Raw genomic sequence first — 21,964 nt, 5'->3', positions numbered from 1 at the left:
AACTATGCACAACACCGTGTATAATTAATTGCTTTATTGAGCTTACTTGCGAATATTCCTGCGGAATATTCACGGGTTCGTAAATGTTTACTAACTTAGTTGCTTAACCACGCAACTAACCATACACAACAACGTTATGCCACATATGAAAAAACGCCTATGAATAAAATTAAGCTATTTTTTTTAACCTCAATATTTCTTTATTCTAGCTACTCAGATGGTCAGAATTCTAACTCTGAAATGGCACTATATAATATTGGATTCGGTGCAGTTTTTAGTGGAATTGGTGCGCTTATAAATAAAAAGCCTAATGAAAAGTGGGACAAAGTTCTTCTGAAAGGTATGGGACAAGGAGCTTTAGGTGGTTATCTGGTTTATGAAAGCAAAAATTTAATAGTTAAAATCGGACAAAAACAAGCATTAGAATATAGTTGGTATGGAAAACTTGTTAATTCTGCCGGAACTTCAGTCATTGAAAATGCTTCATCTAATAGAAATTTTTGGGAACAATGGCATTTAAACATAGGTTTCAATCGACTAGAATTTTACACAAAAAATAAATTTAAAGTAAAATATAAAATAATGCCTGTTTCATTATTTCTTACAGTTGCTGTTGCAAGTAATACAAAATTTGAATTTAGCAAAACTTTAAAGACTGGCGAATTTATATTCTCAACGAGCGACCCAAAATATGATAGTGGAGCATCCACATATGGAAATGTTATCGCTTTTACAAATGACAGAATAAATGACTATACTCTATATTCTCACGAAATAATACATATCTATCAATATTATGATTATAATTTTGTGAATACATATTTGAATAAACCATTTGATAATTGGAAAACAAAATCAAATACGTTCAATAAAATAAATAATATATTCTATTTTGATTTGCAAGGAGCTATATTAAGACCTTTGTACCTGATAGAAAACATAAATCGTAATTGCTACTATGACAATTTCTTTGAAAATGAAGCAGGATTTTACGCGAGAAAAAGACCTTGTAACTAAAGAAAATACGTGGCATAACACCGTGTATAATTAATTGCTTGGTTCTTGCCTACTTGCGAAAATTCCTGCGGAATTTTCACGGGTTCGTAAATGTTTACTAAATTAATTGCTTAAACACGCAACTAACCATACACAAAACCGTTGTACACAACCTAATGAAAATCGATAAGAAACAAAAAGACGAATTAGATTTAGCATTCAACGAATCTAAAATAAACTATGTCGGAATTGAATCTGATATAGTGGAAGTCTTGTTGAACTGTATTTCGATGAACTCAAATAATGAATTTCCTGATGATAACCGATTTAGAATACTTTTTGAGAAGTATGGACGAATTGCAGTAAGTTATCGAAAAGGAAGTTGGGATGATGAAAGTGCCGAAATTGAAAAAATAAAACCGAACGAGCTGAAATCAAAATTTCACGGACTTATTCTCGACTCAATGTATGGTTGGGAATTTCTAAACCTTGACGAAAAGCAATTTAAAGATTGGTCGGACAAAATAAGTCTTGACGTAATTCAGAAATCTAATTGGTCAAGTATGAATACAATTGACCTTTTTGCCGAACAAATTGGTAAAGATGAAGTTACGATTGACATAAGAATTTGGTTTACCGATTTCAAAATTTTTGATTTTAAGAACAGAGAATTAACGAAAACAGAATTTGCGGAAAACGGACAAAGAGGATGGAATCAAATGTATAAAACAGGAATATCAACAACTGATAATAAAACGACAAAACTCTGAAAAAGGCAATGTACAACACCGTGTATAATTAATTGCTGTTTTATTCTCTACTTGCGAATATTCCTGCGGAATATTCACGGGTTCGTAAAAGTTTGCTAACTTAGTTGCTTAACCACGCAACTAACCATACACAATCACGTTAACTGTAATAACGCAGCGCAATCAAATTCGGAACTTTAAGCAAAAAAAACAAGTTGCTTAAGCCGAATTGAATGCAAAAAACTCACTCGAATTCTGAATTTTAAAACGTTAGATTGATAAACACAACGCACGAATTTCACACTCGAAATCTGAATAAAAATACGTTGGAATTTTAGCTCGTTTGATTAATTGGAATTGGAATCTCACTCAATCCGAATTCTCACTCAATCCGAATTGAAAACTGCAGAAATTCACTCAGTCGGAATTTTAGCAAGTTTGCAAAAGCCGAACTTAACGGAAATCGAGCATCGCTCGATTTTTTTTTTTATAAATTAGAGGTTTAATAATTAAAATTAATTCAGAATCATCGGAATATAAATATTGTGGAATATCAAGAAATCGAAAACACTCAAACAAATAAAAACCAAGTAATTACTACAGTTAACACCATGTATAATTAATTGCTTTATAGAGCTTACGTACGAAAATCCTCTCGGATTTTCTATTCGGTAAATATTTAGTAACTTAGTTGCCAAACCACGCAACTAACTCATACACAACCACGTTGTGATTAATATTGCCGACTTTCGGTCATCCACCAAACATTGTAGCTTTCTTCGAGGTCTTTTAAGTTTCTAAAAATGATGTGATTTGAAAATCGACGTAGGAAGATTTTTAAAGCGCCAAACTGTTCGATTGAAATCGTTGAGAGCGCGCTCTCAGAACGTTTGAAAACGTTAAACAGTTTGTCTGAAGTTATTGAAAAAAAATGAGAAAGTCAAGTTTGTTATATTATTTAACACTAATAAATATCTGACTTATAGTCCCTTACATTGATGTTTTTTTCAACAACTCATCATTTTTAGAAATTTAAATAATAAGGATTCGAAGAAAGTTTTTATTTTAAAACAAGCCATATATCGGTATATAACCAATTTTAAAACAAAACAATGTCTGGTGGCTGAATATCCTATGTAGCGTCGTCCATACTACGTATTTTAAGCTTAAAGTAGATAACCAAATCTAAGCCTAGAATAAAGATCCTGGAAAGCTATAAACCAAAAGAAAATAAAAATACTAAACACAACAGCGCATATAAAAAATAGCTAAGTCATTGGTCTCATTTATTTTTCGTTACTTTATAAACAGATATACAATCCGAATAGCAGTTGAATATTTAAGGCTACTATTCATATACGTACACCGTTAGGCACAAGCTGAAAATCACTCAAATGGAAAAAAATTTCACTTCAATTTATAAGATTAGAGAATATGGTTTGAATTGGGGAATATTGATTAAAATTTCAGCAAGAATTGAAAAAGATAACGGTGGAATAAAAATATCTCAGAACTTATTTTATGAAAATAAAGTCGAAAACATAAAATTGACTACTCAAGAAATTAACCTTTTGTTATCTGGAATAAAATGGGTAGACTCAATGATTACGGAAAAAACTAAACATACAACAAAAATAATCCTTGAAGAAATTGAATTAAATGAATGTGATTATCAAAGCGAGGGACTATTTTATGCAATTGCATTTTGGGCATCGGAAGCTTTCGAATTTAATTTACCCGATTATAAATTTGTATATGACAAAGAAAATGATAAATATATTTTCCCGAACCTAACTGAATATTAAAAAAAGCCAATGCCTAACACCGTGTATAATTAATTGCTGTATTCTTGTCTACTTGCGAATATTCCTGCGGAATATTCACGGGTTCGTAAAAGTTTACTAATTTAGTTGCTTAACCACGCAACTAACTCATACACAATCACGTTGTGATTAATATTGCCGACTTTCGGTCATCCACCAAACATTGTAGCTTTCTTCGAGGTCTTTTAAGTTTCCAAAAATGATGTGATTTGAAAATCGACGTAGGAAGATTTTTAAAGCGCCAAACTGTTCGATTGAAATCGTTGAGAGCGCGCTCTCAGAACGTTTGAAAACGTTAAACAGTTTGTCTGAAGTTATTGAAAAAAAATGAGAAAGTCAAGTTTGTTATATTATTTAACACTAATAAACACCTGACTTATAGTCCCTTACATTGATGTTTTTTTCAACAACTCATCATTTTTAGAAATTTAAATAATAAGGATTCGAAGAAAGTTTTTATTTTAAAACAAGCCATATATCGGTATATAACCAATTTTAAAACAAAACAATGTCTGGTGGCTGAATATCCTATGTAGCGTCGTCCATACTACGTATTTTAAGCTTAAAGTAGATAACCAAATCTAAGCCTAGAATAAAGATCCTGGAAAGCTATAAACCAAAAGAAAATAAAAATACTAAACACAACAGCGCATATAAAAAATAGCTTAGTCATTGATTTAATTTTATTTTTTGTTTCTTTATAGAAGATATATAAACCCGAAAGGCAGCTGATAATGAAGACGCTACTTTTCATATACGTACACCGTTGTGCATAATTTACCTAAACCCGATAAAAATTGACATTTAAGGAAGTTTATAATCTGACAATTAAATATTATCCATCTGAAATTGATATTTCGGACGGAACAATGGTTGTAAAAAGTGGCGGAAATTTTAAAACATTATCCGAATTATGGGACAATGCGGAATTGAAAACCGAAAATGAATCCAATTTTATAAAGTTAATGGTTTGGGGAATTTTTTGCGCTTATCACAAAAAAGCGATTGAAAACTTTATGGACGGAAAAAAGACTGTTTCTCTGACTGAATTGGATATGAAATATTTGAAATACAAGTTTGAGGAAAGCTTACTCGATAAGGAATATGATTATTATGCTGAATTAAGAACGGAATATAAAACTGAATAAAAAATTACTAGACAATAAGTGATAATATTTAAATCTACCTTGATAATCTCTATAGCAATAATTATGATAAAAATGCTGATTATCATAAATAACAATAGGGAATTAGTAAGTGACTGGATATCTAAAGATTCTGATTCCGCGAAGATGTTTGGTGTCTCTAAAAAAGAAAAAGCAACACTAACTTTGCTGAAAAAATTAGGAATATTAGTTTTTTTAATATTTGTCATATTCTTCTTTACGCAAGTCGCGTCAATTGCTTAAAGTAAAAAACTATGCACAACACCGTGTATAATTAATTGCTTCATTGAGCTTACTTGCGAATATTCCTGCGGAATATTCACGGGTTCGTAAATGTTTGCTAACTTAGTCGCTAAACCACGCAACTAACCATACACAAAACCGTTGCCAGTAATTTAAGAAACATTGAAAAAACTATTAATATTCGGAATAATTTTAACCTTTTTGTCTTGTAATTTATCGGACAAAAAATCGCAAAAAGACAAAGAAATGTTTGGACTATTTAAGAAAAAAACTGAAAAGAAAACCGAAATACTTTCTCACGCTGATTACAATCTGATTTTTGACAATAAAGAAGTTGAACAAACACCAATTGAATTAATTGAAATTGGAGATTTAAATGTTCCAAGTGGACGAATCGTAGTTTGTGACCCATTAGTTTATTCAGAAACTAAACCTTTGACAAAAACAGTCAAACCTGGTAAATATCCAATCAAAATTTACGTTGCAAAAACCAAAGAATCTGGAGACAGATATGCTATTGCAAAACTTGAATTTAATAACAAAAGAGCCGAAAAATGGGTTATGGCTTTAAGAGAAGAAGATGACATAAATGAATTGACTGATGAAGCCGACTATTTTGGATTTCCGGTTGACGCAGGTTTAGGCGGATTTTATGACTTTCAATCTGGAAAAGAATATCAAAAATTTGAATCGGATTTTATGAAAGCAAATCCCGAAGGCAATATTTATGACGACTTATTTGCGGCTGAATTTAAGAAAAATGCAAAAGACCAAAATGATGAAAATGATTATGGAGATTGGATAAACTTTAAACTTCCTAACTCGGAATTAAATATTACTATGTTTCATTCAGGTTATGGAGATGGTTCTTATCCTTCATATTGGGGAATTGACAAAGACGGAGAAATAGTTTCTCTTGTAATTGATTTTTTAGTGTTACTTGTACCAGAATATGCATAAAAAACTACTGGCAACACCGTGTATAATTAATGGCTGGTTCTCGCCTACTTACGAAAATCCTCGCGGATTTTCTATTTGGTTTTTATTTGCTAAATTAGGTGCTTAAACACGCCACTAATCATACACAAACACGTTGGCAATAATTATGACCAACAACGTGCATTTCAAAATACCCAGTAAAGGGGATAATTAATTCATAATTTATTTCTTATTTTTAAGAAACTATAAACCAATCAATTATGAAATATATTTTTTTAATAATCATCGGGTTAAGTCTTTTTAATTGTAACGATGAAAAACGAGCAATTGATAATAATTTTGTTAATGGTGAATGGGTCTATCGCAGTATTCTCAATATACCAGATGAAAATGTTCCATTTTGTGAACAAGACTCTTTAGAGTGTAAAAACAACCTTGAATTTGCAACAGCAATTATGCGATTAACATCTAAAGATGGAATAATAGATGGAGAATTAGATATGGGACAATGGGGAAAATTAAAAATGATTGGTAAATTTAACTCAGAAACAAATTTCACTATTACTGGGAATGGCTTAAAAAACACTTCTACTGAAGGCTGGGTATATGATTACAATGGCTATATAATTCCAAAATGGGAATTTGGAATTGACCAAAGAGAAGCACTTGTGGGGAGTGTTATACGTTCCGCTGACCACGGAACCTCACTAAAAGGTAAAGTTGCAAGCTTTTATATGGTAAAAAAATAAAAACTAACCAAAAACTTATAAAAAATGGACAGAAAAGAATTTATTAAGTCAGCTGCATTAGGAGTTGGAAGTCTATCTATTATCTCTGCTGTATCAGCTTGTGAAAATGAAACAAAAGACGATTCGAAACAGAGTAATGATAAGTCTAGTTCAAAAAACATCGTCAATCCAATAGCTTTACCTGTGAAAGTAGCGGAATTATTTGCATCTCGTAATCACCGACTACATCACGCTTTATGGCACGGTTTGAGAGATTATTGGAATAACGAAAATTTAGTTTCAGAATCAGCAAAGGTTGAAATAACTAAATTAAAATGGAATCCACCAAGACCATCTTTAAAATGGAATAGAGATGGTTGGACACCGTTAACAACAAATGGTTCTGGAATCGATTTTCTTTTTATGCATCGAGAGATGATTTTAGAGTTTGATGAAGCTATGAAAAAGGAGGGAGCTGACCCTGACATTGGTTGGAAATTAATACCTGAACCTGGTAGACCAGAATCAACTCACCCTGGAATTTCAGTTCCACTTACTTGGGAATTACCTGAATCGTTAAAATGGTTGGAAAGGAGATTTGACGCTGTAAAATCTGATGAATTTTATTGGTCGAGAATGAGATGGTGGGATAGAGATTTTCACGACCATAGATATTTGAGGAACTTAACATTAGGAGAGTTAGGCTCACTAATAGAAACCTCTGTACACAACGATATGCATATGCGATGGGCTGGAACGCCAATTGACCCTGAAACCGGCAAACCTACAGTAATGGGTAGACCTGAAAACAGTATGGATAAAAAGTGGGACAATGTAAATTATGATTTTATCGGAGAAACTTACTCATCACAAGTAAATCCTATATTTTGGCGATTACACAAATGGGTAGACAGTATTATTGATGAGTGGTTTATTGCTCATAATTCATTTAAAAAAGGAAGCATAACGAGAAAAACAATAGATGGAATTCCTTGGTTCGAATCGACTGATTGGGTTGAAAACGATTCACCTTGGTCAGCACCTTCAAAACACGCTCACCACGATATTCCAACAATGGAAAAAGTATTTGAATTATTATTCCCAGCTGATGAACAGAAATTCCTCGAATCAACTGATGAAGTGAGAATTCCAATGACTTGGTTCTAAAATAACTATTGCCAACAATGTGTATAATTCATTGCTAGTTATAGCTTACTTACGAAAGTCCTCGCGGACTTTCTATCTGTGATTTTTTGCTAACTTTAATGCTTAAACACGCAACGAAATCATACACGAGACCGTTGGCAGTAATTTGAGCAAATGAATAGAATATCGAAATCTTTAGTATTAATATTAACCATAATTTCATTTTTCCAATGTTCTACGAAAAAAGAATTATTGACTTCTGAAAAGATAGTTAATCAAATAGAACTAATAAAAGGATGGTCTACATCAAAAGTAAATCGACCAAATTTTTATGTTTTTAAAATTAAGCGAGATTCAGGATATGCATCTATTGCTGTAAGTATGGAAAAGGAATTACTATTTGGAAAATATAAAAGTTCTGATTTTGAAAATATAGAAGAGTTATTGTCTCAACATTCTGATAATGAAATAAAGTTACAATTTAAACAATGGGAGTCGAAAGATGAAAGATCAATTCCTGAATTAGTTAGTATTAGAAAAAAATCACTAGGAAAATATAATTCTCTTGAATTTGTAACGGAATATAATATGAGTGGTAGAATATTAAGTGTTGACTATGAGATTTTACTCGGAAATAATGGTTGGATATTAATTGGTTGTTCTTACTCGAAATCGGAAAACGAACAGTACAAAAATGAATTTGATTTAATATTAAGTAATGTTGGAATTAGAATATAAAAACTACTGCCAACACCGTGTATAATTAATTGCTTTATTGAGCCTACTTGCGAATATTCCTGCGGAATATTCACGGGTTCGTAAATGTTTACTAACTTAGTTGCTTAACCACGCAACTAACCATACACAACAACGTTACCACCAATTACAAAAATGACGAAACTGAAATTCATATATCTTTTTTTTATTCCACTAATTTTAGGTTGTGAAACCGAGGAAAAAAAACCTGAAAATAATCTAATCGGAGAATGGAGTAAAATAGAAAAAATAGAAATTGATGATTTTCCACCAATGTTTTATAGACCTTTTGGTATTGGATTTACAGAAGATAAAATTGAACTGTTTAATGGATTCAAAAGATACGACCAAGATTCAATTACAAAAAAAAGACACCTAAACTACAAAGGAACCTTTACTGACTATAAAGTTAAAAATGATAGTATTTTTATCTTAAATCCATTTAATGAAAATTGGGAGTTCAAATGGAAAATTAAAAAACAATTGATAGACACTTTAATTCTTACAAAGAATGACACAAGTCTCATAAAACTTCAAAGAATAAAGGAAAGGAAAGATAACTCATTTGACCAAATTATATTTTCAAGTTCTGGTTGTTATGGTTCTTGCCCAATAATCGACATTTCAATAAATAATAAAAACAAAATATATTTTCAAGGAGAAGGTTATATTAAACCATTAGGGTTTTATGAATCCATAATTGATAGTATTAAGACTGACTATATATTTTCAAAGTTTGCAAAAACAAATATTGACAGCTTAAAAAGTGATTACGCAGTCGGACATACAGATGATGAAAGTATTACAACAACATTTGTTAAAAATGGACAAATAATTAAAACGATTCACGATTATGGGAAAGCAGGTCCAAAAGAATTAATTTGGGCTTATGTTCCAATTCAAAATTTATACACACAAATTGAACTGGATAGTTTAGCAAATGACGAACCATTTTACCCAAAACTACATTACTACACTTTCGAAAAAGATTCACAAATATTACGATTAGAAAAATCAGAAAGCTTCTTTTTATGGACAGAAATAAAAGACTCTAAAATAGTTAACACAAAATTTAATTCTAAATATAATATCGGCTTTAGAGGTAACTACACATATTGGGGAGCTGACCCAAACGAAAAAAGAAAACACCAATATGAATTGGATAAAATTGAATCCGATGGCAAATTATTTAAGTTTTCATTTAAAGACCAAAAATCAATAACATATGATTTAGGATACAACTTTATTGAAAGGAATTTTAAAGAATCTGATTTTAAGAAAAAAACGAAATACGATTAAAAAACTGGTGGTAACACCGTATATAATTTATTGCTAGTTCTAGCTTACTTACGAAAATCCTCGCGGATTTTCTATTCGGTTTTTATTTGCTAAATTACCTGCTAAACCACGCAACAAACCATATACAAACACGTTGCCAACAATATAACCCAAGATGCTGAATAAAGATATTTTATATAAAAGATTGTCTCATATTAAACAATTATTCAATATTGGAATTGGACAATCAAGTCAACACGAAAATATAGCTGTTTTTTCGATTTTGGCATTTCACGATAGTATTGAAATGTTTCTTAAACTTTTAGCGGAGCATAAGGGAATTAATGCCTCAAAGTTTAGCTTTCTCGATTATTGGGGAAAAATTCCTGATTTAACTCTTAAGGAATCAATGAGAAATTTGAATGCTCGAAGAGTGAATATTAAACACAAAGGGCTTCTACCTGCGAAATCCGAAATTGAAATCTCAAAAGTTAATGCAATTGACTTTTTTAATCAAAACACAATAAAACAATTTGACATTGAATTTACCGATGTTTCACTTATTGAACTGATAGGTTACAAGAAAGTAAAGGAATATTTAAATAAATCTCAAACAGCATTAAATACTGGTAATACAGCTCATAGCATAGAGAATTGTGCTTATGCATTTGAGGAATTGCTTCACACTTACGAAAAAAATAAATCTGTTTGGGGAGATTCACCGTTTTCAGTTGGTGCAGATATGACATTTATGAGTAGTTTCTCAATGGGAGTATCTAGAGATGGCAACGATAATGGAATTGGAAAATTAGCGGAATTTATAGACAAAGTAAAAGATTCGATTGAGGGACTTCAAAGAGCAGTAAAAATTACAAGCTTCGGAATTGATTATAAAGAATATGTGAAATTTAATATTCTAACACCAACAGTCACAAGATTTATTGGTGGAAATGTGGATTGTCAAATTAGAGGAGAAAGAAAATGGACTAATGAAAATTGTCAATACTGTATCGATTTTGTTGTAAAAAGTGCTTTAAATCTTCAAGAATTTGATTTTGATATTGACACTTTAGAAGTTGACAGATTTAAACAAATTGAATTATAAATACTGTTGGCAACACCGTGTATAATTAATTGCTGGGTTATTACCTACTTGCGAAAATTCCTGCGGAATTTTCACGGGTTCGTAAAAGTTTGCTAAATTAGTTACTTAACCACGCAACTAACCATACACAAAACCGTTGTGATTAATATTGCCGACTTTCGGTCATCCACCAAACATTGTAGCTTTCTTCGAGGTCTTTTAAGTTTCTAAAAATGATGTGATTTGAAAATCGACGTAGGAAGATTTTTAAAGCGCCAAACTGTTCGATTGAAATCGTTGAGAGCGCGCTCTCAGAACGTTTGAAAACGTTAAACAGTTTGTCTGAAGTTATTGAAAAAAAATGAGAAAGTCAAGTTTGTTATATTATTTAACACTAATAAACATCTGACTTATAGTCCCTTACATTGATGTTTTTTTCAACAACTCATCATTTTTAGAAATTTAAATAATAAGGATTCGAAGAAAGTTTTTATTTTAAAACAAGCCATATATCGGTATATAACCAATTTTAAAACAAAACAATGTCTGGTGGCTGAATATCCTATGTAGCGTCGTCCATACTACGTATTTTAAGCTTAAAGTAGATAACCAAATCTAAGCCTAGAATAAAGATCCTGGAAAGCTATAAACCAAAAGAAAATAAAATTACTAAACACAACAGCGCATATAAAAAATAGCTTAGTCATTGATTTAATTTTATTTTTTGTTTCTTTATAGAAGATATATAAACCCGAAAGGCAGCTGATAATGAAGACGCTACTTTTCATATACGTACACCGTTGGCAATAATTAAACTCACTCAAAACCGAAGAAATACTAACTAATGAAAACGAAACTTCTCTTTTTGATTTTTATTTCAATAATATTTATTAGTTGCGACCCTGAAAATGACTTCTATATAAGCGGAAAAATATCTGATAAAAAACATAAGACTACAATTGAAAATGCGGATATTGAATTTATTTGTTACACGAATAGTATGGAATGGAATTTTGAGAAAAATATAACCCAAACCAATATAAACGGAATGTACAATGACACAATAGTATCATTAAGACGTTTTGATAGCATAAAAATCAAGATTAATAAAAAAGGGTATTTAACAAAAGAAATAATATCAGAAAGAAAAGAATGGGAAATTACTCGAGGATTTATGAAAACGGAATTTGATATTGATTGTGGAAATATCGAACTGATAAAAAAATAACTATTGCCAACAACGTATAAAATTAATTGCTATTTTAGGCTTAATCAAAGGTCGTTGCAATTTTGTTACGTCTGAATTTCCTACGGAAATTCCTCGCACACAAAACCGCAACTAATCTTATACAATCACGTTGGCAAACATTATGAAAAGGACATTGATAATTTTGAATTTACTGTTTTTTACCAATATTTCTGTTGGTCAGGAAATGAATGAACCGTATTATTTAATTAGCAATGAATACGAAGGAATAACATATAGAATGCACGAATTAGTTTTTAAAAATGACTCAATCGTTAACGAGATATTTAAGTATAGTTGCGGAAGTAAAACGAGCGAATATAAATACAAAGTTGAGAATGATTCATTAACTATTTTTAATTTTCGAGAAAATCAGAATAAATCTTATGAAATAAAGAATAATGAACTATGGAATTCTGACTTAAAGCAAATCTATATGACTAATGAAAAGTTGGAAAACAAAGAATCATTTATTGTAGCTGTTGAAGGAGACATTTGGAATGGGAATAGTATTGATTCAAAAAGAAAACGGAAAAAAGAATTTAAAAAGTTTCTCAAAAAGAGAATTAAGAACAAAAAGCAAATGGAACAGAATTTCTTGAAAGGTTACGACTCTTTCATAAAATACGGTTCATATAAAGGAACAATTGAATATCTGAATAAATAACGATTTGCCAACACCGTATATAATTTATTGCTAGTTCTAGCCTACTTACGAAAGTCCTAGCGGACTTTCTATTCTGTTTTTATTTGCTAAATTAGGTGCTTAAAACACGCAACAAACCATATACAAAACCGTTGTGATTAATATTGCCGACTTTCGGTCATCCACCAAACATTGTAGCTTTCTTCGAGGTCTTTTAAGTTTCTAAAAATGATGTGATTTGAAAATCGACGTAGGAAGATTTTTAAAGCGCCAAACTGTTCGATTGAAATCGTTGAGAGCGCGCTCTCAGAACGTTTGAAAACGTTAAACAGTTTGTCTGAAGTTATTGAAAAAAAATGAGAAAGTCAAGTTTATTGTATTATTTAACATTAACAAATACCTGATTGACAGTTCCTTACATTAATGTTTTTTTTCAATAACTCATCATTTTCAGAAATTTAAATAATAAGGATTCGAAGAAAGCTTTTATTTTAAAACAAGCCATATATCGGTATATAACCAATTTTAAAACAAAACAAGGTTTGGTGGCTGGCTCTTTATGTAGCGTCGTCAAGACTACGTATTTTAAATTTTTTGTAGATAACTAAATCTAAACCTATAATAAAGATCCTGGAAAGCTATAAACGAAATAGAAAAGAAAAATACTAAACACAACAGCGTATATAAATAATAGCTAAGTCATTGGTCTCATTTATTTTTCGTTACTTTATAAACAGATATACAATCCGAATAGCAGTTGAATATTTAAGGCTACTATTCATATACGTACACCGTTGTACACCATTTAACCAAATCTATGCGAAAAATTATATTTCTGATTTTTATTTTACAATCCTCTCTGACTTTTTCTCAAATTCAGCAGTATTTTTTCGTCGATGATGTCGAAGTTGTTGAATATCTGTATGTAAAAATTTGCATTGGAGAAAACGGAGAAACGACCTCTGTAACTGAAATTCCCGAAAGAACGACTTATAAAAACAAAGAAGTAACCCAACAAATCATCGATTACCGAAAAGGAATTGATTTTTTAAAAGGAAGTAAATACAGTAATAAATGTTTTGACTATCCATTTACAATCGTAAATTCTAAATATCAATCATTGGAAATGACCAATACTGATTGCGTTACTAATTTTGGAAAAGGAAAATACAGGTATATAAATCCTGAATATCAAGACGTCAAAATAAAAAGACGAAAAAGAAAACAAATTGAGAAAACAAAAGATTCAAAATCAGTTTATAAAATCGAATGGATTTCGCCTTGTAATTATGTTTTGACTTATTTAAAAGTTTCTAAACCAGAATATGAATATCTGATTGGACAAAAAATAGATGTCAAAATAATCGACGTTCTTGAAAATGAAAATTACGTCTATTATTCAAATCTGTCTGACAGAACATATGGGTTTGGAGAAATGAAAAAACTTTAAAATATGAGTTGGGACATTGTACTTTTTAATTCAAAACAGAAAATAAAATCAGTTGCAGAATTGGACGAAAGCCAACTCAAACCGACCGATTTTAGCGGAATTTTAGAGAGTTCATTTGACCAAGTAAAAAAAGATGATAATCACAGAGAAATAATCGGAATTAATTTTACGATTGGCTTTTTTATAAACAAAGAACATTCAAGTAATTTTATGCTTCAATTATATGGAGAAAATGGACTTTATGAATTGATTGAATTGGCTAAAAAACATAATTGGCAGATTTACGATTCAGGAATTGACGGAATGATTGACTTGGAAAATCTCGAAAAAAACGGATTTGAAAATCATAAAAAATATGTGGAACAAATACTCAATCGGAAATAAAAAACGGTGTACAACACCGTATATAATTTATTGCTAGTTCTAGCCTACTTACGAAAATCCTATCGGATTTTCTATTCGGTTTTTATTTGCTAAATTACGTGCTAAACCACGCAACAAACCATATACAAAAACGTTGCCCACAATTAGAAAAACAGTTCCCTAATTGAAATGAACAGTTCACTCATTATGAATTTTTACTGTTAATAAAGGAATGTAGTTTTGAATAAACTACCAAACTATGAATAGAATAATTATTGTTTTGTTCTTTTTTTTTCCGACTTTTCTAATAAGTCAAAATGACTGTGAAAAATACGTCGAAAAATACATTCCGACTGACCTAAATGACGCAATTTCCTTTTTTGAATGTAAGTGGTCAGAAGATGACTTAATCGGGTTTAAAGAAAAAGAAGAACAAAGTGCGTCTTCAGAATTACATTTCGGAACAGGAATGTCGTTAAGGAATAATTGGAAACTTTGGGCTGGAACATCTGAAATTTCAAAATTTTTCAGAGATTTAGGAATTCATCATCCAGACGATATGTCAAGTATCATTTTGACATCGTTGCACAGAAAACTGAATAAAAAGCCTATCGAATTAGAAAAGCAAATTAAATATTATCAAGACTATTGGGCAGAATCTGAACGAAAAAAAACCGAACGAAAAAAAGAAGAGTTTAGTGAATTTGAAATTGGAGACACAGTTGAATTTCTATATAACAATGATTTCATTTCAAAACGTCAAGAAAAAAAATATATGAACGATAAGTGCTTTGCCACAGGAAAGGTAATTGAATTGAATAAAGAAAATTTTGAACTAAAAATTAAACTAATACAGAGTTGCGACAGAAAAGGAATCATAATTTCTGAATACGATGTTTGGGACAAAATTGATGGGAAATTAGAAAAAATAGAAGAAGATAAAATTGAGGTAATGAAAAAAGGAGAAACACGTTGGACATCATATGAATTATGGGAAACTACGGAATAAATAACTGTGGGCAACAACGTGTATAATTAATTGCTTTGGTCGTTGCTTATTTGGAAAATTCCTTCGGAATTTTCTCGCGTTCGTTTTTGTTTACTAAATTAGTTGCTTAAACACGCAACTAACCATACACAAGACCGTTGTAGTGCATTTAAGAGAAACATTTTAGATAAAATTAAACTTATGAATAAAGAAAATTATGTAATTAAAAATGCGTCTGAATTTTCGACTGAAGAAAAGAATAAGTTTAAAGAAATAGTTTTGTCTATGGGAGAAGTTTCCGAAAATACTTTTGACGGATTAATGAGAAAAAATCCTGTCATATTGTTTTATCCAAACACTAATAATATTGAAGCTGTTGGAGCTTTAAAAGTCCCAAATAAAAGTTATAAAACAAAAGTATTTGACCATTCAAAAACGGAATTTGAATCGGTAGACTTTGAATATGAATTGGGTTGGATTGTTTCGTTAAAACAGAAAAAAGGAATTGGGAAACTAATAACCGAAGTACTTTCTGAATTTAAACCAAAAATATATTCTACTGTCCGAACTGAAAATATTGGAATGAATAAAATAATGAACTCACTCGGATTTGAAAAGACTGGAATTGAATACAAATCTGAAAGAGGTAATTATAATAATTTATTATACATTAAAATCAAATAAAGAAACATAAAACCAATTTCGGAGCTGGTGATAGATAGAAAAAAGTTAGATTACCACTAACAGAGCACTTTTAAAAAAGAATAAGTTTTCTTTGTTAAATAATTAATTTAAAACCTATAAAATGGACATATTTAACAAACTTCATATTTCGTATCAAGTCGAATCAATTGAACAAAAAGGAGAATTCAGAACTTTTAACGTCTTTGTTGATGGAGAAACAATTTTAATCAAAAATTCAAACTTTTCGCAAATACCATTAAATGAACAGTTTTTAATCGTTAAAGAATTTATTGAAAAAAATCGGTTGATATATAAAACAAAAGAATACAAAAATATTCGATGGGAAGAAGTTGAGAATGTAAAAAACGCACTACAACACCGCATATAATTTATTGCTAGTTCAAACCTACTTACGAAAATCCTCGCGGATTTTCTATTCGGTTTTTATTTACTAAATTAGGTGTTTAAAAACGCAACAAACCATATTCAAACACGTTGTAGCTAATACCTCAAAAAACACTCAAACTATAATGAACAAACACATAACAGACTATTTAAATTACTACATAGATTTAGAAAAACCTCAATATGCTGTTTTATTAATTGGGAATTGGGGATGTGGAAAAACTTTTTTTATTAAAAATGCAATAGCGAATTGGACAAACACAAATATTGAATCTGAAAAAATATCCTTAAAACCCATCTATGTCAGCTTGAATGGAATATCAAACACACATTCTATAAACGAAAAAATCAGAGCAGAAATAAGTCCTTTCCTATATTCTAAAGGAATGAAAGTGGCTAAAAAAGTATTAAACGGTCTTCTTAAGACTACGGTCAAAATCGATTTGAATCTTGATGAAGATGATAAGAGCGATGGGAATTTTTCATTTAATGTAGATTCATTAGGTTTACTTGATTCATCGAGTAACGAAATTAAGGGGAAAAGGATATTAATCTTTGATGATATAGAGAGATGTAAAATAGAGACAGATGAAATTTTTGGATATATAAATAATTTTGTTGAGCATTCTTCCTGTAAAGTAATTTTACTTACCGATGAGAAAAAAATAAAAGATAAGTACGAAAAAAGTAAAACTGGGTTTGATGTAAGTTATAAGGATTTCAAAGAAAAGTTAGTAGGGCAAACTTTTGAAGTAAAAAGTGATATTGAATCCGCAATCAACTTCTTTATTGAAGACACAAAAAACTTAAATGAAAATTCTGAATTAATACATCATAATCAGATGATTATTGATTTGTTTAAATCTTCAAAATTAGAAAATCTTCGTGTCTTAAAACAAGCTTTATTAGACTTCAGTAGAATAATTAAGAATGTTGACCCGAAACTAAAAAAACACGAAAATTATCCAGAATTCACTAAAAACTTTCTGACATATTTCATAATAATATACGCTGAATTTAAAACTGGTAATGATGAAATAAAGAACTTTCAAACTTTACTTTTTGTTGGCGAAAAAGAGAAAGAAAACAAAAAACAAATCGAAAGTAAATATCAAGAAATACTTAGTACATACAATATATACCATTCATCATATACATTTTCAATAAGCAAAATATTATATTATATTGAAAATGGTTTTATAGAGACTGAACTTTTTAACAATGAGCTGAAATCAAATACTTTTTTCAGACAAAATAAAGAACAGGATTGGGAAAAGTTGTGGTATTGGACATATTTAGAGGATGCTGATTTCAAAAAATATAGAGATTCTGTTTGGTCACAATTTACCAATGGAAAAATAGACCAAATAACTGTTTTAATTCATATCTCAGGAATTTTCCTTAAACTAATTGATGCAGGTTTACTATCAAAAAATAAAGCTTACGTACTAAGCAAGTCTAAACAAATTTTAAAAACGATTTTTTCTAAAGATACCATCGAAAATAAACATTTGGCTTTTGGCCATATGAATTCTTCTTGGGGAAAGCAATATCAGTCTCAAGATACTATTGAATTTAAATCTTTACGTGAACAGTTTAATAAGTTACTTAAGAAAAAACAATCAAGTAACAGTAAAAATTTTTTAAAAGATATTTTTGAAAACCTTAATTCAAATTCTCTCGTTGAAATATATTCAAAACTAAAAGAGGCTATACCTGACGCAACAAATGTTTATGAAAGGACAGCAATTTTCAAAGACGTTAATGGAAATAAATTAGGGAGAAAAATTAAATTATTGAACAATAAAGCACTATTTGATTTTAAAAACTTTATTCATTCAAGGTATTATCCAGAAGAGACTTATTCTAATGTTGTTTTACAACCTTATCATAAAGATGATTTAACTTGTTTGATTGATTTAAAAGACGAAATTCAAAAAAATCGTAAAAAAAGAGAACTGATTAAAAACAGATTATTGACAGAGTTCAAAAATGATTTAGAAAATATTATTGAAAAAGTAAAAAGCGTAGTATAAGTACTAGCTACAACACCGTGTATAATTAATTGCTGTTTTCTGCCTACTTGCGAATATTCCTGCGGAATATTCACGGGTTCGTAAAAGTTTACTAATTTAGTTGCTTAACCACGCAACTAACCATACACAAACACGTTGTATGCAATTTGACAAAAGTTCCTGAAATAGACTGACTAAAATTTATTAATTCATTAAAAAGATGACACCAAAATTTGAACTTACAGAATCGGAAAATATTGGATACTACACTACTTTTGACACGTTATTTACAGATTATGTTCCTTACCTAAACATTAAAGAAGAAGACAGAACTATTATAGTCAACTTTCTATTTACTGATGAAGATACTCAACCGAATCAAGCTCAACTTACAGCAAATGAATTTCTTTTAGCTCATTCAAACCAAATGCTTGAAAATTTAGTTAAATACCTAAAACAAGATGAAGAGTATTTTATGGAGTTTTATGGAGTTTATAGAGAAATAAGTTATGAAAATACTCACTTTAAAGGAAAAAAATATACAACTGTAAACAAAGATGGCTTTCCTGCTGTTAAGGTATTACAAGATTTTATCAATTATTTTGGAATAAGTGAAATCAATATTAGTGATTCTGGAGAAAATGGTATTTCTTATATAGGTTTTGCAGGTGGATGCCCATGGGATGGCGAACATGGTTTTGGAGCATCGTTTCATAAACAGAAGCTACTGCATGTAGAAGATTGGAGCTATGGATATCACCCAAGTTGGGGAAGTCGTGAGAACGGAGACTTATTGACTGATAATTTTACGAATTTTCATAAATTAGAGCCTTTAGATAAAAGGAAAAAGCGATTAGCCAAAGCAAGCGAACTTATTCAAGTTGAACATACTGGTGATTATGACCAAATATTCGATTGGTTAGCAAGTAATCAAATGATTTATGGCTACAGAAATAATCCTGTAGATTTAACATCTAAGGAAAAAATAGTTGTTCTAAATGAAATTAAAGAACTATCTTTTAATGGTAATAACATTGGAAAAGTTCCTGACTCAATAAATCTTTTAAAAAACCTAACATCACTTTCATTATCATCTAATGATTTAGCATTTGTACCAACACAATTATTAAATCTACCTAAGCTCGAAAGACTTTCAATTCTAAATAATAACATAAAAGAAATCCCAAAAGAAATAGGTTTACTAATAAATTTAAATTCTCTTAATCTTAGCAGAAATAAGTTAAATTCAATACCTGAAGAAATTGGACAGTTAAAAAAGCTTCAGAATCTTGACTTATCTTTTAATTATCTTTATGATATGCCAAAATCTATTTCTGGATTAACAACCCTTGAGCAGTTAAATATAAATTACAATTCATTTTCGACCATCCCAGATAATATTCTATTTCTAGAAAATTTAAAAGGACTAAATTTGACTAATAACAAATTGACTGAAGTCCAAGAATCTATTTATAAACTTAAAGAATTAGAAAGACTAGATTTAAGATATAATGAATTATCAAAATTTCCTGAAACCTTAATTAATCAATGGCATTCTCTCAAATCTATTTATTTAGTCGGAAATAAATTTAGTATTGATGCTTTAGAGCGAATTCTAAGATTTAATAATAGAAAAATTAATTCTGATATCGACACTGAACTTTCATATACAAAAGATAGACTTATAAGACAATTAAGAGATGAAAAGAGAGAAACTCAAAAACAAAAAAATCTTAAAGAGCAAAATTTAAAAAATAATTTAAACAATTTTAAAAAAGAGGTACAGAGTTTAGACTATAATTTTCAGCAAAATAAAAAAGATAAATTCAATTTCTTCATCGGTATTTCTGAAAGAGATTTAAAAAATAATTATAATAAGAAAGAGCTTAAAGTATTGTTTTTTAAAATTCTAAAGCATTTTCAAGATTTTAAAATAAACTTCTGGGTTTATAATCCAAACCCTGAGGAGATAGTCTATGATGAAAACAATGAGAATATAACATCAATACCTATTCAAAATATATCACGTTTGAAGAAAGTAATTGAAAAGGATAGATATTTAGTACAATCTATTTGTGAATATTTTCCAAAAAAAGATGAAGATTTTTTTAAGAGAATTGTAGCATATTCAAGGCAAAGTTTTGATAATAATATTTGCAAACAAATCATTGATGTCCAATCGGCAATTAAAATTCCATTAGAACTTCTAAAAAAACCCAAAGACAAATGGTGGAAGCTATGGGAATAAAACTGCATACAACACCGTGTATAATTAATTGCTTCATTGAGCTAACTTGCGAATATTCCTGCGGAATTTTCACGGGTTCGTAAAAGTTTGCTAAATTAGTTGCTTAACCACGCAACTAACCATACACAAACACGTTGTGTGCAATACGAGAAATGACTTCAAGACTAAAAAATAACATCAAAGATTTATATGAAACTTTCGGAAAGTATCATAGCAATATGAATATGAACGGAAGTCCACTTTATGAAGATTTGAACAAATGGAATGTGGAATTGTTCTCAAAACCATTAACTGAATTAAATGAAGATGATTTGTCTCGTTTCACAGGAAAAGCAATTACAACTTGGGGAAATGCAAACGACTATAAACATTTTCTACCTCGAATTTTTGAATTAACAGCGGAATTAAAAACGCCTTATGAAATTTGGATTGCATTTGACAAACTCACTCTTGCGGAATGGAATTATTGGACGGAAAACGAGCAAAAGGTTATTCGGGAATTTATGATTGCGCTTTGGGAAAGTATTCTGAATGATAATAGTGAAAAAGCGGAATGGGAATTTAAAGATTACTTTTCTGCGATTGCCCACTTTTATCCGAATTTTACGGAATTACTAAACATTTGGAGTGAATCGGAATCGAAAGCATCAATTAAACATCTATCGGAATTTTTAGTTGACGAACAAACTGCACTTTTTGAAAGAAAAAAAATCAGCGGATTTAACGACCAAAAAGAGAATGCAGAAGAATTTATAAATTGGATTTTATCAGATAAAATGTTGAGTAAAATTCAACAGAAATATTTTGAATTTGAAACAGAAAGTTTTGCCGAAAAAATATCTTGGGCTGAACAAATAATAACCGCAGAACGTAAAAGTACTGCACACAACACCGTGTATAATTAATTGCTTCATTCTTCTCTACTTGCGAATATTCCTGCGGAATATTCACGGGTTCGTAAATGTTTGCTAACTTAGTTGCCTAACCACGCAACTAACCATACACAACAAC

The 21,964-nt window shown here is 30.0% G+C and carries 20 protein-coding genes; all 20 read left to right on the top strand.

Annotation, left to right across the window (positions count from 1 at the left end; genetic code table 11):
- The first annotated feature begins 159 nt into the window (after nucleotides 1-159).
- The 20 genes from H0I32_RS16665 to H0I32_RS16570 all read left to right on the top strand — a co-directional run bounded on the left by H0I32_RS16665 (nucleotide 160) and on the right by H0I32_RS16570 (nucleotide 21,858).
- The gene (locus H0I32_RS16665) at nucleotides 160-1,017 is read left to right on the top strand and encodes a hypothetical protein (RefSeq protein WP_246293655.1); all 858 of its coding nucleotides are present in this window, start codon (nucleotides 160-162) and stop codon (nucleotides 1,015-1,017) included.
- Between the two features lie 155 nt (nucleotides 1,018-1,172).
- Nucleotides 1,173-1,766, top strand: coding sequence for a hypothetical protein (locus H0I32_RS16660; protein WP_179314837.1), 594 nt, complete (start codon nucleotides 1,173-1,175; stop codon nucleotides 1,764-1,766).
- Between the two features lie 1,373 nt (nucleotides 1,767-3,139).
- Nucleotides 3,140-3,550, top strand: a complete 411-nt coding sequence (locus tag H0I32_RS16655; RefSeq protein WP_179314933.1) for a hypothetical protein — start codon at nucleotides 3,140-3,142, stop codon at nucleotides 3,548-3,550.
- 815 nt (nucleotides 3,551-4,365) lie between these two features.
- A complete protein-coding gene (locus tag H0I32_RS16650) occupies nucleotides 4,366-4,716 on the top strand; it encodes a hypothetical protein (RefSeq protein WP_179314774.1) in 351 nt (116 codons plus the stop codon).
- Nucleotides 4,717-5,139: 423 nt separating this feature from the next.
- Entirely contained in the window at nucleotides 5,140-5,937 is a 798-nt protein-coding gene (locus tag H0I32_RS16645; RefSeq protein ID WP_179314773.1) for a DUF4241 domain-containing protein, read from the top strand.
- 239 nt (nucleotides 5,938-6,176) lie between these two features.
- Nucleotides 6,177-6,665: a hypothetical protein gene (locus tag H0I32_RS16640; RefSeq protein WP_179314772.1), complete on the top strand. Its 489-nt coding sequence runs from the start codon at nucleotides 6,177-6,179 to the stop codon at nucleotides 6,663-6,665.
- Between the two features lie 24 nt (nucleotides 6,666-6,689).
- Nucleotides 6,690-7,811, top strand: a complete 1,122-nt coding sequence (locus H0I32_RS16635) for a hypothetical protein (RefSeq protein ID WP_179314771.1) — start codon at nucleotides 6,690-6,692, stop codon at nucleotides 7,809-7,811.
- 231 nt (nucleotides 7,812-8,042) lie between these two features.
- The gene (locus H0I32_RS16630; RefSeq protein WP_179314770.1) at nucleotides 8,043-8,528 is read left to right on the top strand and encodes a hypothetical protein; all 486 of its coding nucleotides are present in this window, start codon (nucleotides 8,043-8,045) and stop codon (nucleotides 8,526-8,528) included.
- A 153-nt stretch (nucleotides 8,529-8,681) separates the two neighbouring features.
- Nucleotides 8,682-9,845, top strand: a complete 1,164-nt coding sequence (locus tag H0I32_RS16625; protein ID WP_179314769.1) for a DUF6438 domain-containing protein — start codon at nucleotides 8,682-8,684, stop codon at nucleotides 9,843-9,845.
- Between the two features lie 154 nt (nucleotides 9,846-9,999).
- Nucleotides 10,000-10,929, top strand: coding sequence for a hypothetical protein (locus H0I32_RS16620; protein WP_179314768.1), 930 nt, complete (start codon nucleotides 10,000-10,002; stop codon nucleotides 10,927-10,929).
- Nucleotides 10,930-11,752: 823 nt separating this feature from the next.
- On the top strand, nucleotides 11,753-12,136 hold the full coding sequence (locus H0I32_RS16615) for a hypothetical protein (protein ID WP_179314767.1): 384 nt from the start codon (nucleotides 11,753-11,755) through the stop codon (nucleotides 12,134-12,136).
- Between the two features lie 142 nt (nucleotides 12,137-12,278).
- Complete coding sequence (locus H0I32_RS16610; protein WP_218747099.1) at nucleotides 12,279-12,821, top strand: hypothetical protein; 543 nt, start codon at nucleotides 12,279-12,281, stop codon at nucleotides 12,819-12,821.
- Nucleotides 12,822-13,617: 796 nt separating this feature from the next.
- Entirely contained in the window at nucleotides 13,618-14,250 is a 633-nt protein-coding gene (locus tag H0I32_RS16605) for a hypothetical protein (protein ID WP_179314756.1), read from the top strand.
- A gap of 3 nt (nucleotides 14,251-14,253) precedes the next feature.
- The gene (locus H0I32_RS16600) at nucleotides 14,254-14,634 is read left to right on the top strand and encodes a hypothetical protein (RefSeq protein ID WP_179314757.1); all 381 of its coding nucleotides are present in this window, start codon (nucleotides 14,254-14,256) and stop codon (nucleotides 14,632-14,634) included.
- 238 nt (nucleotides 14,635-14,872) lie between these two features.
- Nucleotides 14,873-15,622: a DUF6794 domain-containing protein gene (locus H0I32_RS16595; protein WP_179314758.1), complete on the top strand. Its 750-nt coding sequence runs from the start codon at nucleotides 14,873-14,875 to the stop codon at nucleotides 15,620-15,622.
- Nucleotides 15,623-15,802: 180 nt separating this feature from the next.
- Nucleotides 15,803-16,285: a hypothetical protein gene (locus H0I32_RS16590; RefSeq protein ID WP_179314759.1), complete on the top strand. Its 483-nt coding sequence runs from the start codon at nucleotides 15,803-15,805 to the stop codon at nucleotides 16,283-16,285.
- 121 nt (nucleotides 16,286-16,406) lie between these two features.
- Nucleotides 16,407-16,673: a hypothetical protein gene (locus H0I32_RS16585; RefSeq protein WP_179314760.1), complete on the top strand. Its 267-nt coding sequence runs from the start codon at nucleotides 16,407-16,409 to the stop codon at nucleotides 16,671-16,673.
- Between the two features lie 142 nt (nucleotides 16,674-16,815).
- Nucleotides 16,816-18,726, top strand: a complete 1,911-nt coding sequence (locus H0I32_RS16580; protein WP_179314761.1) for a P-loop NTPase fold protein — start codon at nucleotides 16,816-16,818, stop codon at nucleotides 18,724-18,726.
- A gap of 199 nt (nucleotides 18,727-18,925) precedes the next feature.
- Nucleotides 18,926-20,953, top strand: a complete 2,028-nt coding sequence (locus tag H0I32_RS16575; protein WP_179314762.1) for a DUF6985 domain-containing protein — start codon at nucleotides 18,926-18,928, stop codon at nucleotides 20,951-20,953.
- Nucleotides 20,954-21,105: 152 nt separating this feature from the next.
- Nucleotides 21,106-21,858, top strand: coding sequence for a hypothetical protein (locus H0I32_RS16570; RefSeq protein ID WP_179314763.1), 753 nt, complete (start codon nucleotides 21,106-21,108; stop codon nucleotides 21,856-21,858).
- Nucleotides 21,859-21,964 lie beyond the last annotated feature (106 nt).

This window comes from Winogradskyella sp. HaHa_3_26 (assembly GCF_019278425.1).
GTDB lineage: Bacteria > Bacteroidota > Bacteroidia > Flavobacteriales > Flavobacteriaceae > Winogradskyella > Winogradskyella undariae.
This window is presented reverse-complemented; position numbering and strand designations above follow the sequence as displayed.